This is a genomic window from Streptomyces sp. UC4497 (assembly GCF_054871485.1).
The window spans coordinates 162,758-177,029 of sequence record NZ_JBTYHB010000003.1 but is presented as its reverse complement, the minus strand read 5'-3'; the positions used below and the strand labels follow the sequence as shown (position 1 = coordinate 177,029).

The following is a 14,272-nucleotide window of genomic DNA, read 5'->3' as shown; positions in this document are numbered from 1 at the left end:
CGATCCCGACCGCATTGACGGCCCCTCTCATCCCCTTTTCAGGCGGGCCTCATACTGTTCCGTCCATGACGTCGCAGACTCCCGCAGGCTGGTACCCCGATCCGGGGCAGGTTCCCAATGGCCCGCGCACCGAACGCTGGTGGGACGGCGCCCGCTGGACCGACCAGACCCGGCCCGCCACCACCCCGCCGCCGCAGCAGGCCCCGGCGCCGTTCGCGCAGCAGCCGGCCACGCCCGGAGCGAATCCGGCATACCCCAACTACCCGGCCTATCCGGGCCAGTTGCCGCCGACGTCGCGCGGCAAGGGGCGAATAGCCATCGCCGCGGGCATCGCGGTCGTGGTGCTCGCGGGGATCGGCACCGGCGTCTACGCGCTCACGTCGGGCGGCGACGGCGACAACAAGAGCGCCAAGGCGGGTCCCCGTTCGCAGAGCCCGAAGGAGGCGGATCCCGAGGGGCCCGGCGCCCCCGGGGACAGCGGTGGCGGAGGCGGCGAGAGCCCGGCGCCCGACGCCCCGGGCGCCTCGCCGCGGGCGCCGCTCGACAAGGGCTTCGCCACCGACGTCAGCAACGGGGTCGCGATCCCGGTCATCAAGAACTGGACCGGCACCGACGGCGCGGGCGTCGCCGGCATCACGGTCGGCCCGTACCCCTGCCCCAACTCGAAGGACGACATCTGCGTGAAGGGCGGCGCGTCCACCTCGTCGGCGAAGCGCCTCAAGCTCGACGCGAAGTCGGCGAAGGCGGCCGCGAAGGAGGACATCGCCAAGAACGCGAAGTCGTCCTACGGCGGCAAGACCTACCAGGGGATCACGGGTCACAAGCAGCTGTTCGCGAAGGAGGTCACGGTCGCCGGGCAGAAGGGCTACCGGGTCCGCTGGAGCGTCGAGACGAAGTCGGGCGTCGACGCGTGGGTCGAGTCGGCCGCCTTCCCCTCGCCCGCCAACCCCGACAAGCTCGTCGTGCTGCGCGCCGGCGTCGACATGCCGCGCACCGCGGCCGACAAGTCGACAGGGCCGAAGGCCGAGTCGATCGACAAGATCCTCAAGGGCATCAAGAAGGCCACGGTCACGGGCGACGGCGACGCCGGCGAAAACGTCTGAGCACCACGGCGAAAACGGCGTAAGCACCGCCGGCACCGCCCCGACCCCCGTACACATGCGGCCGGGCGGGTCCCCCTCCGCTCAAGGAGGAACCCGCCCGGCCGGGGGTGCGCGCCGCCCCCGTCCCCACGGTGCGGCGCGGGCAGACCACCGGTCGGTCATCCCTGCGACCGGCGGCCTCCCGTTCAGGTGGTCCGACCCTCCAGGGTCGGACCCGAGGGCTTGCTCGCAAGCCCCAGCCCCGGAATCAGGGCGCTCTCGACGAAGCGGACCAGATAGTCCCCGTCGGCGTCGCGCCCTTCCAGGATCGGTCGGCTGCGCATGACTCCGAAGAGCTGCGCGGCCACGTAAGGCAGCGCGGGATGGTCCGCGGCGATCTCGCCGCGCGCCACCGCCCGCTTCACCATCGCGTCGATCGACGCGAGTTCCGGCTCGATCAGCGCCTCGCGCAGGGCGCCCTTCAGCTCGTCGTCCTGGAGAGCGGCGTGCCCGAGGGCCTGCAAGAGTACGGTGTCCGGCTTGGCCTGCGACGCCGCGTTGCGCGCGGCCGCGCACAGGTCCCCCGCGAGCGTACCCGTGTCGGCCGTGAAGAACTTGGCGCAGCGTCCGGCCCGCAGCGCGGCGGCCACGAGCTGCGGCTTCGTCTTCCACTGCCGGTACAGCGTGGACTTGCTGCAACAGGCCTGCGCGGCGACGCCCTCCATGGTGAGCGCCCCGTACCCGGACTCCCGCAGCTGATCGAGGACCACGTCGTAGAACTCCTGCGCGCGCTCAGGGGTGATCTTGGAGCGGCGCGAGGCGGCGGGCGTGGCTTCGGTGGCCTGGTCTCGCGTCGTCATGGCCCTCACTCACTCCTCGGTCGGCGGCAGTGTCGATGAGATCACACCGGCCTATCGATACGCCAGTGTACCGGTACGCCACCGTATCGGTACACTGGCGTATCGATGAACGGGAACATGAGGGAACCGGAGCAGCACGCGGTCCGGCCACCCCTGATACGTGAGCTCTTGCTGGTCGTGGGACTTTTCCTCGTCTACAAGCTCGGGCGGCAGCTGGCCAACGGCCACACCGCCGAGGCGTTCCACAACGCCGACCACGTGTGGAGCTTCGAGCGTGCCGTGCACCTGCCCGGCGAGGGCGCGGTGCAGGACGCGCTGCTGAGCAGCGACACCCTCGTGCACGCCGCGAACATCTATTACGCGTCCGTGCACTTCCCGGCCACGATCGCGCTGCTCGTCTTCCTCTATCTGCGCCGCCCGCGCCATTACCTGTGGACGCGGCGCGTGCTCGCGGTGCTCACCGCGGCGGCGCTCGTGCTGCACCTCACGTTCCCGCTGGCCCCTCCGCGGATGCTGGGCGCCGCGCACCTCGTCGACACGGCGCAGGTCTACGGCCCCTCGGTGTACGCCGCGAAGCCCGCCACGGACACGATGGCCAACCAGTTCGCCGCGATGCCCTCGCTGCACTTCGGCTGGGCCCTGATGGTCGCGATCGGCCTGGTCGCCGCGACCCGCTCGCGGTGGCGCTGGCTGTGGCTGCTGCACCCGCTGTTCACGCTGGCCGTGATCGTGGGCACCGCCAACCACTACTGGCTCGACACGATCGTGGCGACACTGCTGCTCGGCGCCGCGCTCGCCGTGATCCGGCTGCCGCGCGCGATCGACGCGACCGGCTTCTGGCGCCACCTGTTCCCGGTGCCGGCCCCCACGACCGCGGCCGCGCCGCACCTCGTGGAGACCCTTCGCACACCGACGCCGTGGACGCCGGCTCCGGCCGCGTTCCGTACGCCGCCCGACGCGCTCACGGCCGCCGATGTGCTCGCCGCGGCCACCCCGACACACATACCGGCCCAGGTGATCACCGCGCCGGGCTCCACCTCCGCCGCGACCGCGCCCCAGCCGACCGCGACCCTCGCGACCGGAGCGGCACGATGACCGCCACACTCCTCGCCGTCGCCCTCTCCCTCGTCTCGGCCGTCGCCTACGCCGCCGCGGCCGTGGCCCAGGAACGCCTCGCCGCCAAGTCCGGGGCGGGTGTGCTGCGGCTGCTCGGGACGGGTGCCTGGTGGTGGTCGGTCGGGCTCAACGCCTCGGCCGCGCTGCTGCACGTCGCCGCGCTCAAGTACGGTCCGCTCACCCTCGTCCAGCCGCTCGGCGCGCTCACCCTCGTCGCGGCGGTGCCGCTGGGGGCGCGGGTCGCGGGGCGGCACGTCACGCCCGGCGAGTGGCGGGGCACGGCGCTCACGCTCGTGGGCCTCGGCGCACTGCTCGTGACGGCGTCAGGACCCGCCCCCGACGACACGCTCTCGCTGCCCGAGGCGCTCGGCGTGGCCGCGGTGACGGCGGCGCTCATCGGCGCGCTCTCCCGCCGCGGCGCGAAGCCGGGCCTGCGCCACGCCACCGCGTCCGGCGTCGCGTCCGGCGTGGCATCCGCCCTCACGCAGACCGTGACGGTGGCGGTCACCGACCGGTCGGGCCCGCTGCTCGACGTACGGGTGATCGCGGTGGCGCTCCTCGTAGCCGCCTTCGCGGCGGGCGGCCTCCTGCTCTCCCAGACGGCCTACCGCGGCGGCCTCGGCGCCCCGCTCGCCATGGTGACCCTCGCCAACCCGCTGGCCGCCTCGATCATCGGCCTGGCCCTCCTGGGCGAACACCTCCAGGGCGGAGCTGGGGGCCTGGCCCTCGCAGCGACGGGAGCGGTCCTCGCAACGGGCGGCGTGGTGCTCCTGACACATACGCATCACGCCCAGACCGACCAAGCCACGCTGCCCGAGCAAGCGACCTTGGCCGATCAAGCGGCTCTGGCAAATTAAGCCCCGCTCTTCGACGAGAGCCAGCGGGATCCGGGGCAGAGCCCCGTGGCCGCAACCCCGTAGAGCCGCAACATGCCAAGGTCACCCGAACCCACGGGAATCCTGCTTAAGCGCCGTGTCCACGGTCAACGCCGTCGCAACGACCAGGCTCAACAACGGCTCCGGCAACTGAAAGTGCACCTGCAACACATAGTTGTCCGCGGTCGTGAACATCGTCTTGGCGAGCCCCTCCCACGTCTTCGTGATCCGCGCGACCTCGGTGTCCGCATGGTCGACGATCGCGAAGTTCCAGGCCCGCCAGTTCTCCGCCTTGATCGCACCGATCTGCTGACCGTTCGCCATCATCGCGAAGTTGATCTTCCCGATGGCGTTCTGCTGAACGATCTCGCCGACCGGCGTCCCGTCCGGGCGCTCGACGACGACCCGCGACTTGATGAACTTCGCGGGCCGCGTGAGCACCAGGTGCGGCTGCCCGTACGCGTCCCGGATCTCCAGCCGGTGCGTCATGAACTGGTCGACGCTGGCGACGAAGCGCAGCGCCTTCTTCATGGCGCTCTGGCCGACCTGGACGACGGAACCCAGCTGGTTGCCGTGCTGATCCATGACGCTGTACTCGTTCGTCAGCTCGATCAGCTTGGCCTTCTGGTTCACCACGAGGACCGGCTCGGTGAACAGCGTGCCGCCGCCCTGCCCGGCCCCCGCGACGCCCGCCTGCTGCTGCACCTGATGCTGCACCCCGGCGGCCCGCGCCTGCGCCTGCGCCTGATGCGGCGGCACCTGCTGCTGCGGCACCTGCCCCACGGCCGGGGCCTGCGCCGGAGCCTGAGTCGGGGCGGCCTGCGCCTGACCGGCGTGCGTGTGCCCGGTCCACTGGGTGCCGTCCCACCACCGCAGGGCCTGGGGCGCCCCCTGGGGGTCCGGGTACCAACCTGCAGGAGTGTTCGAATGCGTCGTCACCGGGGCACACTATCGCGCCATACCGGGCCTGGATCCGGCCCTCAGCGGGCCCCCTCCCACAGCTTCCGCTCGGCCGCCCGCGGGTCCGCCTCGACCCGGCAGGCGCCCGCGTCGAACACCATGGTCGCCCGCTCCCCCGCCGAGTCGTACGCCACCCAGCCCGGGTCCCCGGTCGCCGCGAACGCGACCCACGCGCCGTGCATCGCGCGGGCGAGGTCCGCCGGCGCGTCCTTACCGGCGAGCGCCGCGTAGTCCGGGTCGTCGACGCGGTCGAAGACGAAGCCCAACTCCAGGGCGTGGCAGGCGCCGAGCTCGCCGCCGAACTGCGGGGACCGCCAGGCGAACTCGTAGACGTGCGAGCCCGGCACGGACTCGGCGAGGCGCAGCGCGGGGATCCGCCAGAACCAGTCGGTGACGATGGCGTCGAGGAGTTCGCCGGGGCCCGCGTCCGGCCGGCTCGCCCGGTACCCGTCCAGGTCGGCGCCGAAGGCCGCGGCGCCCCGCTTCACCCGCTCCTCGCTGATGCTGTCGAAGCGCCCGGTCGGCACCATGTACAGGCGGTTCTCCTCGCGGTTGCTGCCGACGAGGATGTCCACCCCCGCGTCCGGCCCCGGCAGCGTGCGCTCGTCGGCGATGGGCTCGAAGACCATCCCGTTCAGCGCCGCGTCGCCCCACACCGCCGGGTCGGGCCGCCGCTTGAACTCGTCCGTCAACGCGCCCTGCGCCCCGATCAGTTCCGGCAGCGGCACCGCCGCGAACGCCTCCGCGGTGTGCGGCACACCGAGCCGCTCGGCCAGCCGCTCCCCGATGCGGCGCGCGGTGTCGGGCCGTACGAAGTGGTGGCAGGCCCCGCTCTGCAGGATCGCGCGCCGGAACAGACCGCGGGCGCGCGGCTCGACGAGCAGCCGGCCGATCGCCACCCCGCCCGCCGACTCGCCGAACACGGTCACCCGGTCCGGGTCCCCGCCGAACGCCTCGATGTTGTCGCGCACCCACTCAAGCGCGGCGATCATGTCGAGCAGGCCCCGGTTGTCGGGCGCCCCCGGCAGGTGCAGGAATCCGTCCACGCCGAGGCGGTAGTTGACGCCGACGAAGACGACTCCGTCGCGGGCGAAGGTGTCGCCGCGGTAGCCGGAGGAGTTCGCGGAGCCGTTGGAGAAGGACCCGCCGTGCAGCCACACCATGACGGGGAGGCGGGCGCCGGGGCCCGATTCGGGGGTCCAGACGTTCAGGTTGAGGCAGTCCTGCCCGTCCTTGCTGGTCTCAGGGATCAGCGCGTCGAACGGCGGGGCGTACGGGGCCTTGGGCGCGCTCTGCCCGTACGCGGTGGCGTCGCGCTCCCCGGTCCACGGCTCGGCGGGCTCGGGCGCGGCGAAGCGGCGGGGGCCGAACGGGGCGGCGGCGTACGGCACTCCGAGGAAGGCGGCGATCCCGTCCTCGGTGCGGCCGCGCAGGGTTCCCTGCCTGGTGACTGCGGTGGCGTCGGTCATACGGTGGGGCTCCCTCGGCGACGGGGCGGGCGGTCGATCAGTCGGCCACTCCTCTCGTACCCCGCCGTCCACCGTCCGTAAAGATCACCGGCGAGTCGCGTCAGCCACACTCCGCGCCGCCGAGGGCGCGCTCGTCGCCCTCGTCCTCGCCCGATACGGGCCCGAGGGGCTCGCCCGCCAGCCACTGGGCGACGGCGCGGCCGATGGGCTGCCCCGTCTCGATCTCGATGAAGCCGAACTGGCCGGACTGGTTGCACTCCAGGAACCACCAGATGCCGTCGGCGTCCTCGGCGAAGTCGAATGCCCCGTACGCCAGTTGGGCGCGGGTCAGATAGGCCCGGACCGCGTCCGCGACGCGCCGGGGCACGGGTATCGGGCGCCAAGGGCCCGCGGCAGCGTCGAACCGTACGTCGTCCACGGTCGTCTCCTCGCTGTGCCGCGCGTCCTCGGCGTCCGGCGACCCCGCCGCGCGCGCCGCGAACAGCCTGTCGCCCACACAGGTCAGGCGGATGTCCGCCGCCCTGCGCACCCGGCGCTGCAACAGCGTCGGCCCGTTCGCGACGTCCTGGTAGTCCTCGCCCGGGCGCACGCGCGTGGTCGGCACGGCGAGCCCGACGTCGTCGGGGTGCTTGCCGGAGACCGGCTTCACGATCAGGTCGGGGTAGCGCTCGGCGAACTCACGGGCGGCGCGCGGGAATGTGGTGATCAGCGTGGCGGGCACCGGTAGGCCGCAGGCGCGCGCCAGCCATAACTGCCAGGGCTTGTGGCGGGCCTGCCGGGCGGAGTCGGGGTGGTTCATCCAGCGCGCCTCGGTGCACCGCAGCATCCCGTACAGGGACTGCGAGGCCTCCTCGGTGAGCCAGGGCGACGCGGCTTCGGCGTGGGCGGCGGGCACGCCGGGGCGGCGCACCCAGATGGAGCGGAGGCCGCTCATGCTGACGACCCGGCCCCCGACCGAGAGATGGCCGTGGAACGCGCCGTGCGCGAACTCGCCCGACACCCCGACGCCGCCGGGCAGTTCGGCGGGGTCGAGCCGCAGGACGGGGATTCCATTGGCGTTCAATTCGACGACGGCCATGTCGGCCGTCACATCCTGTTCACTCGTCAGGATCAGCACGGTCATTTCCGCAGGGCCGTTCAGTCGTCGAAATGGGTTTTCGAACCCGCGGTGGAGGTGGTGGCCGCGAACTCTCGCAACACTGCGTAGTCGCGCGCCGCCACTGCGCCGTCGGCCAGCACGTTCAACTGCAGTGTTGCGTCGTACATATACGGCGCTCTGACCTCTGCCTCTCGCGTGGGGCGGGCATAGTTCAGTGCGAACGGTCGCATGAGCTCTCCTAGTTGGGGGTTCGCCAAGTCAAGCGCATGGTGACTCTCCGACGTCACACCTCCAGCCAATTTCTCGGTCTCGTTTTGAGTAAGACGCGTCACACCCTGGAGGAGTTCATTCCGCCACGCTGCGTGATGACACAACGTCAGCCAGGCAATGCCAGGCCATAGCTGGGGCTTTGTGGTTACTCCCCCTATACGGCGCCTTTACAACCCTTTACATCTCTGGGCGCGGACGTACGGCGACAATCCGCCACCCTGCGCGAACGTCCCCTGCACGCGGCGATCATGGGGCAGGGTGACCTTCATGACCCGGCACAAGAAGCGGCACAAAAGACGCTCCGCGCTGACCCTCGCCATCGCCCTGGGCGCCCTGACGCTCGGCGCGACCACGGCGTCCGCCGCGCCCACCTGGACCGAGACCGGCACCGCGCACGTGAACTCGCTGACGGGCAGCCAGGGCCTGGCCTCCCGCGCCGACGGGACGCTCGTGTACCGCGGCCTCGGCTCGGTCCCGCTGTCCCTGCGCGTCGCGGGCTGGACGCACGTGGGCGACCCGGACGTGGCGCGCGGCCTCACCTTCGACGCGTACCAGGGAAACGACAGCGCGACGAAGAAGATGTTCGCGGTGACCACGGCGGCCGGGAAGCGCACCACCTACGAACACGCCCTGGACCCGGGCGAGATGCTCAACAACTCGTTCGCTTCCGTGTCACCCGATGACCAGTGGCTGGTGTCCGGCGAATGGGGCACGCGCGACCGCCTCCAGGTCTTCCCCACGCCGGCCCTCAACCCCTCAGCGCCCCAGCCGGGCACCAACCTCCCCCAGGCCGGCCAGATATCCCTCGACAAGCCGGTCACGAACATCCAGGGCTGCGACTTCACCGACGCGACCCGTCTCCTGTGCTCGTCCGACGCCACGACCAAGGAGGTCCTCGACATCACCCTGGACCGCCCCCTGGACGGCCGACCGGTCACCGGCCACGTGACGTCCGCCTTCGCGATCCCCCAACGCAGCGTCTGCAAGGGCACGTTCGAGTCCGAGGGCATCGACTACGACGCGGCGCGTGGCACCCTGCGCGTCGAAATGGTGCCACCGGCTCCGTGCCTGGTGACGACGGCCGTGATCGCCTACAAGCAGGGGTAGCGGCGCTGCTGCGGGAGGCGGGGGCGCAGGGGCCGGTCACCGGACGACCTGTTTCCGGCAGCGGTGTGGACGCCTGGACGGGCAAGTCCGTGGGCGCCGCGTTCATGCTCGTCTTCGTCTACGCGGGTGTGACCGTGCTGCTGGCCGTCACCGCCGCGCTACTGCTGCGGGCCACGCCGTCCGCCGAACTGCCGGACGGCCGGCCCCCGTTCGCGATCCGGAACAACGGCCAACCGTGCCGTTCACCAACTGGCCCCAGGGGCCCCGCTGGTGGCTACGGTTGCTCTCACGACACCGCACGACCCGCCGACCACGACCTCCCGCGGCCGCGGTCCCACGAGAGAGCAGAGCCGGGATGAACGTGCACGACCTGACCCTGTACGCCTGCGCCGCCGCCGTGGTCGGCCCGGGCCTCAAGGTGCTCGACTCCGCCCTCGCGGCACCGGCCGGGCCGCGGAGCCGGGTGCCGTCCGTCCTGCGCGCCTGGCTCCCGCCGATACCCGTGACCGCGGCCGCCATGGTCGCGGTGATGGCGGCCTTCAACGTCGCGCAGACCATCTGGCCAAGCGTGATCGGCCACCTGGAGAGACGGCCCGACGGTGCGTGGTGGCGCGCCGGCACGGCGCTGCTGATCCAGTCCAGCGGCCGGCTGCAACTCCTGTTCAATCTGGCGGCGCTGATCGCGGTCGCTCCCGTCGCCCAGCGCGTCTTCGGCTCGGTCGGAACCCTCACGCTCTATCTGCTCCCCGGCGTGGCCGCGCAGGCGGTGAGCATGGAGGCCTGGAACCCGCACGGCGGTGGCAACTCGGTCGCCATCTGCGGACTGGTCGGCGCGCTCGCCACCGTCTGCGCCCTGCGCGGCCCGAATCCCGGACTGCGCCGCCTTGCACTGCTCGTACCGGCCGCGGGACTCGTACTCTGCGTGATGGCCAACAACCACGGCGTGGGCCTGCTCGTCGGAGCCGCCCTGGGCGCCGTCATGACGGCCCTCGACCCCGCCGGACGCCGCATCCGCCTGCCCGCCCGCCCCGAGACCGCCGCCTCCTGACACACGGGGCGCCGGTCCCGACGCTCATGCGATCTACTCCGGCGCAATCTCGGCAATCAGGTCCTCGACCATCACCTTGATCTCGTCGCGGATCGGTCGGACGGCCGCGACGCCCTGACCTGCCGGGTCCTCCAGCTGCCAGTCGAGGTAGCGCTTGCCGGGGAAGACCGGGCAGGTGTCGCCGCAGCCCATCGTGATGCAGACGTCCGACTCCTTGACCGCGTCGACGGTCAGGACCTTCGGGGTCTCGGCGGAGATGTCGATGCCGACCTCGGCCATTGCCTCGACGGCCGCCGGGTTCACCGCCTTGCCGGGGTTGGAACCGGCCGAGCGGACCTCGACACGGCCGCCGGCCAGGTGGGTCAGCCAGGCGGCGGCCATCTGGGAACGGCCGGCGTTGTGGACACAGACGAAGAGCACAGAGGGATTGTCGGTCATCAGAAGTCTCTCTTGATCTCGTGAGCGCCGCCGAACGGCGAAGTCAGGGACGACTGACATCAGTACCTGATGGCGTCAGCAGCCACTGATGTGAGAATATCAGTGCATGATGACGTCAGTCGACACTGACCTGATCCGGGTGCTGGCCGACCCGCTCAGGCTCCGGATCGTGACCCTCCTGGCCAAAGAGACGCTGTGCACCACGCACCTGGTGGAGGAGACCGGCGCCCGCCAGACGAACCTCTCCAACCACCTGAGGGTCCTGCGTGAGGCGGGCGTCGTGGACACCGAGCCGTGCGGCCGGTTCACGTACTACAAGCTCCGCCCGGACGTCATCGCCACCCTGGCCGGCCAGTTCGCCGACCTGGCCGAGTCCGCCCGTACCGCCGCCGACAACAAGAGGGCCTGTCCGTGACCCGCACCGATGTCCCCGCCCCCGCGACGACCGAGGACGCCTCGATCGTCGCGAAGCTGTCGACCCTCGACCGCTACCTCGCCGTCTGGATCCTCCTCGCGATGGGCGTCGGGCTTGGCCTGGGCCGCCTGATCCCCGGCCTCGGTGACGCCCTCTCGAAGGTCGAGATCGGCGGCATCTCCCTGCCGATCGCCATCGGCCTGCTCGTGATGATGTATCCGGTGCTCGCGAAGGTCCGCTACGACAAGCTGGACACGGTCACCGGCGACAAGAGGCTCATGGTGTCCTCACTGGTCATCAACTGGCTCGTCGGCCCCGCCGTGATGTTCGCGCTCGCCTGGATCTTCCTGCCGGACCTGCCCGAGTACCGCACCGGCCTGATCATCGTCGGCCTGGCCCGCTGCATCGCCATGGTCATCATCTGGAACGACCTGGCCTGCGGCGACCGCGAGGCCGCCGCCGTCCTGGTCGCCCTCAACTCCGTCTTCCAGGTCATCGCGTTCAGCCTGCTCGGCTGGTTCTACCTCGACCTGCTCCCGCAGTGGCTGGGCCTCGGCGACGGCCAGGGCCTCGACGTACCGGTCTGGCACGTCGCCCTGAACGTGATCGTCTTCCTCGGCATCCCGCTGGTCGCCGGCTTCCTCACCCGCCGCATCGGCGAGAAGAAGCTGGGCCGCGAGAAGTACGAGTCCAACTTCCTTCCGAAGATCGGCCCTTGGGCCCTCTACGGCCTGCTCTTCACGATCGTCATCCTCTTCGCGCTCCAGGGCGACGCCATCACCTCGCAGCCGCTGGACGTCGTCCGGATCGCCCTGCCGCTGCTGGTCTACTTCGCGGTGATGTTCTTCGGGAGCTTCCTGCTGGGCAAGGCCATCGGCCTGTCCTACGAGCGCACGACCACGCTCGCGTTCACGGCGGCGGGAAACAACTTCGAGCTGGCCATCGCGGTCGCCATCGCCACCTTCGGCGTGACCTCCGGGCAGGCGCTGGCCGGGGTCGTCGGGCCGCTGATCGAGGTGCCGGTCCTGATCGGACTCGTGTACGTGGCGCTGGCCTGGCGCAAGAAGTTCGCCCCGTCGGCGATCACGTCCTCCGTATGACCCAGAAGCAGGTCGATGTGGTGGTGATCGGCGGCGGCCAGGCCGGGCTCGCCGCCGGTTACCACCTGCGCCGCCAGAAGCTGGACTTCGTCATCCTCGACGCCCAGCCCACGCCCGGCGGCGCCTGGCAGCACACCTGGGACTCGCTCCACCTCTTCTCCCCGGCGGCGTTCTCCTCGCTGCCGGGGCGGTTGATGCCGCCGCAGCCGGGCCAGGAGTATCCCGACGCCGCCCACGTCGTCGACTATCTCGGCGACTACGAGAAGCGCTACGAGCTGCCGGTGCGGCGCCCGGTCCGCGTGACGGGCGTCCACCGCGACGGCACACACCTGCGGGTCGAGTCCGACAGCGGGAACTGGCGTGCCCGCGCCGTGATCTCCGCGACCGGAACATGGTGGCGACCCTTCCTGCCCGCGCTCCCCAGCCGCACGGACTTCGCGGGCCGCCAGCTGCACACGGTCGACTACCGCAGCCCGGACGACTTCGCCGGACAGCGCGTCGTGGTGGTCGGCGGCGGCAACTCCGGCGCCCAGATCGCCGCCGACCTCGCTGTCCGCGACGACATCGAGCTGACGTGGGTCACCCGGCGCACACCGCGCTATCTGGCCGACGACATCGACGGCCGGGCCCTGTTCGACGCAGCCACCGCCCGGCGCCGTGCCCTCGACGCCGGCCGCACGGATACGGACGGCGTCGCCTCGCTCGGCGACATCGTGGCCGTGCCACCGGTGCGCGAGGCTCGGGACGCGGGCCTGCTCAAGGCGTCACCCATGTTCGTACGGATGGAACGCGACGGCGTGGCCTGGGCCGACGGCACCCGCACCGACGCGGTCATCTGGTGCACCGGCTTCCGCCCCGCCCTCTCCCACCTCGCACCGCTCCAACTCCGGGGCACACGCGGCCACATCGCCATCGAGGGCACGCGCGCGGTCGACGATCCGCGCCTGCACCTGCTCGGCTACGGCGACTGGACAGGACCGGCCTCCGCCACCCTCATCGGGGTGGGACGTCCCGCCCGCGAGGCCGCCCGGGAGATCGCGGCTCTGTGCGCGCGGAAGTGACGTGCCCCGTCACCGTGTTTCGTGTCTTTGTCCAGTGCCGGGCCCCGGCGTGATCGCTGCAGACTGCCGGGCATGACCTCGCCGCCGGCCTCCGATCCACCCGAGCACGCGGGCCGGACGCGCTCCACGCCCCTGGTGTTCGCCACTGGGGCGGCCGTCGGTGTGCTCGGCGGGATGATCGGTCTGGGCGGTGCGGAGTTCCGACTGCCGCTCCTGATCGGCGTGTTCGGGTTCGCGGCGCTCCCGGCGGTCATCCTGAACAAGGCGATGAGCCTGGTTGTGGTCGCCGTCGCGCTGCCGGCCCGTTTGGCCGCGGTGTCCGCAACCGAGGTGGCCTCGCACTGGAGCGTCGCCGCGAATCTGCTGGCCGGAAGCCTCCTGGGAGCCTGGGCGGGAGCCGGCTGGGCGGTGCGGATGCGCAGCTCCACCCTCCACAAGGTGCTGGCGGCGCTGATGGTGCTCATGGCCGCGGCCCTGCTGGCCACCCATCTCGCCACCGTGGTGACGCTCGCGCTGCCGCTGTGGGCGCAGGTGCCCTGCGGCGTGCTGGCCGGCTTCGGGATCGGCGTGGTCGCCGCGATCATGGGTGTGGCCGGTGGCGAGCTGCTGATCCCGACGATCGTGCTGCTCTTCGGGCTGGACATCAAGACGGCGGGGAGCCTGTCCCTGCTGGTGTCGTTGCCGACCATGCTGGTCGCCTTCGCCCGCTACAGCCGGGACGGGAGTTTCGCGGTGCTGGGCGCCAACGTCCGCTTCACCGCCGTCATGGCCGCCGGTTCGATCGCCGGCGCGCTGCTCGGCGGCCTGCTCGTCGGCGTCTTCTCCGACTCGGTGCTCGTCCCCGTACTGGCGCTGCTCCTGCTCGTGTCGTCCGTCAAGCTCGTGCGGCACGACTGAGTGCGCGGTGTGTGTGCCGATCACACGGCGGAGCGCATGGTCAGCAACTGCCCCATGGCCGCCAGCACGGACGGCTCCACCCGGTAGTAGACCCAGGTACCGCGTCGCTCGGAGGTGAGCAGGCCGGCGTCCTTGAGCTTCTTCAGGTGGTGGGAGACGGTCGGCTGCGAGACGCCGACATCCGAGATGTCGCAGACGCACGCCTCCCCGCCCTCGTGCGAGGCCACCGCCGAGAACAGCCGCAGCCGCACCGGGTCACCGAGCGCCTTGAACATGCGGGCCGCGGTCTCCGCCTCCTCGACGGAGAAGGGCCGCTCGGTCAGCGGCGGGCAGCACGGCGCGGTGCCCTGGTCGGCGGGCTCGAGCAGCGGCAACACCTTCGCTTTCGACATACGTCTATGTTGACACACGTCGAAGTAGCCCGGAAGGCCGGTCTCGCGCGAGGTGCGCCGCCGAGCGGCCGGCAAGCGTGACC

16 protein-coding genes and 1 pseudogene are annotated in these 14,272 nt (G+C 71.5%); 10 read left to right on the top strand and 7 right to left on the bottom strand.

Features of this window, described 5'->3' with window-relative positions; genetic code table 11:
- Nucleotides 1–65 precede the first annotated feature (65 nt).
- On the top strand, nt 66–1,103 hold the full coding sequence (locus ACYSUO_RS05800) for a DUF2510 domain-containing protein (protein ID WP_461774901.1): 1,038 nt from the start codon (nt 66–68) through the stop codon (nt 1,101–1,103).
- 185 nt (nt 1,104–1,288) lie between these two features.
- On the opposite strand, the gene ACYSUO_RS05795 is transcribed toward ACYSUO_RS05800, so the two are convergent.
- A complete protein-coding gene (locus ACYSUO_RS05795; protein ID WP_461774900.1) occupies nt 1,289–1,942 on the bottom strand; it encodes a TetR/AcrR family transcriptional regulator in 654 nt (217 codons plus the stop codon).
- Between the two features lie 105 nt (nt 1,943–2,047).
- Between ACYSUO_RS05795 and ACYSUO_RS05790 the strand changes: the two are divergent.
- Nucleotides 2,048–2,759: pseudogene (locus tag ACYSUO_RS05790) on the top strand (phosphatase PAP2 family protein); the annotation flags it as partial.
- A gap of 274 nt (nt 2,760–3,033) precedes the next feature.
- The gene (locus ACYSUO_RS05785; protein ID WP_461774899.1) at nt 3,034–3,915 is read left to right on the top strand and encodes a DMT family protein; all 882 of its coding nucleotides are present in this window, start codon (nt 3,034–3,036) and stop codon (nt 3,913–3,915) included.
- Nucleotides 3,916–3,996: 81 nt separating this feature from the next.
- On the opposite strand, the gene ACYSUO_RS05780 is transcribed toward ACYSUO_RS05785, so the two are convergent.
- The 4 genes from ACYSUO_RS05780 to tgmA form a co-directional block, all read right to left on the bottom strand.
- Complete coding sequence (locus ACYSUO_RS05780) at nt 3,997–4,872, bottom strand: phospholipid scramblase-related protein (protein WP_461774898.1); 876 nt, start codon at nt 4,870–4,872, stop codon at nt 3,997–3,999.
- Between the two features lie 41 nt (nt 4,873–4,913).
- Complete coding sequence (locus ACYSUO_RS05775) at nt 4,914–6,362, bottom strand: carboxylesterase/lipase family protein (protein ID WP_461774897.1); 1,449 nt, start codon at nt 6,360–6,362, stop codon at nt 4,914–4,916.
- A gap of 100 nt (nt 6,363–6,462) precedes the next feature.
- Nucleotides 6,463–7,485 (bottom strand): ATP-grasp ribosomal peptide maturase, encoded by a 1,023-nt coding sequence (gene tgmB, locus ACYSUO_RS05770; RefSeq protein WP_461774896.1) that lies wholly within the window; start codon nt 7,483–7,485, stop codon nt 6,463–6,465.
- Between the two features lie 14 nt (nt 7,486–7,499).
- A complete protein-coding gene (tgmA, locus tag ACYSUO_RS05765; RefSeq protein ID WP_266715696.1) occupies nt 7,500–7,691 on the bottom strand; it encodes a putative ATP-grasp-modified RiPP in 192 nt (63 codons plus the stop codon).
- 307 nt (nt 7,692–7,998) lie between these two features.
- Between tgmA and ACYSUO_RS05760 the strand changes: the two genes are divergently transcribed.
- From ACYSUO_RS05760 to ACYSUO_RS05750, 3 genes are all read left to right on the top strand, one after another.
- On the top strand, nt 7,999–8,838 hold the full coding sequence (locus ACYSUO_RS05760) for a hypothetical protein (protein WP_461774895.1): 840 nt from the start codon (nt 7,999–8,001) through the stop codon (nt 8,836–8,838).
- A 65-nt stretch (nt 8,839–8,903) separates the two neighbouring features.
- Nucleotides 8,904–9,197 carry a hypothetical protein gene (locus tag ACYSUO_RS05755; protein ID WP_461774894.1) on the top strand — a complete coding sequence of 98 codons (294 nt, stop codon included), beginning with the start codon at nt 8,904–8,906 and terminating at the stop codon, nt 9,195–9,197.
- A complete protein-coding gene (locus ACYSUO_RS05750; protein WP_461774893.1) occupies nt 9,194–9,886 on the top strand; it encodes a rhomboid family intramembrane serine protease in 693 nt (230 codons plus the stop codon). The genes ACYSUO_RS05755 and ACYSUO_RS05750 overlap by 4 nt, the downstream gene beginning before the upstream one ends.
- Before the next feature lie 33 nt (nt 9,887–9,919).
- Here ACYSUO_RS05750 and ACYSUO_RS05745 read toward each other — a convergent pair whose 3' ends face one another.
- Complete coding sequence (locus ACYSUO_RS05745; RefSeq protein WP_461774892.1) at nt 9,920–10,324, bottom strand: arsenate reductase ArsC; 405 nt, start codon at nt 10,322–10,324, stop codon at nt 9,920–9,922.
- A 106-nt stretch (nt 10,325–10,430) separates the two neighbouring features.
- On the opposite strand from ACYSUO_RS05745, the gene ACYSUO_RS05740 reads away from it, so the two are divergent.
- The 4 genes from ACYSUO_RS05740 (at nt 10,431) to ACYSUO_RS05725 (ending at nt 13,797) form a co-directional block, all read left to right on the top strand.
- Nucleotides 10,431–10,739, top strand: a complete 309-nt coding sequence (locus tag ACYSUO_RS05740; protein WP_327662332.1) for an ArsR/SmtB family transcription factor — start codon at nt 10,431–10,433, stop codon at nt 10,737–10,739.
- Entirely contained in the window at nt 10,736–11,839 is a 1,104-nt protein-coding gene (gene arsB, locus ACYSUO_RS05735) for an ACR3 family arsenite efflux transporter (protein ID WP_461774891.1), read from the top strand. Before ACYSUO_RS05740 ends, arsB begins: the two co-directional genes overlap by 4 nt.
- Complete coding sequence (locus ACYSUO_RS05730) at nt 11,836–12,900, top strand: ArsO family NAD(P)H-dependent flavin-containing monooxygenase (RefSeq protein ID WP_461774890.1); 1,065 nt, start codon at nt 11,836–11,838, stop codon at nt 12,898–12,900. The genes arsB and ACYSUO_RS05730 overlap by 4 nt, the downstream gene beginning before the upstream one ends.
- Before the next feature lie 72 nt (nt 12,901–12,972).
- A complete protein-coding gene (locus ACYSUO_RS05725; RefSeq protein WP_461774889.1) occupies nt 12,973–13,797 on the top strand; it encodes a sulfite exporter TauE/SafE family protein in 825 nt (274 codons plus the stop codon).
- 20 nt (nt 13,798–13,817) lie between these two features.
- Here the strand turns inward: ACYSUO_RS05725 and ACYSUO_RS05720 are convergent, their stop codons facing one another.
- On the bottom strand, nt 13,818–14,189 hold the full coding sequence (locus ACYSUO_RS05720; protein ID WP_461774888.1) for an ArsR/SmtB family transcription factor: 372 nt from the start codon (nt 14,187–14,189) through the stop codon (nt 13,818–13,820).
- Nucleotides 14,190–14,272 lie beyond the last annotated feature (83 nt).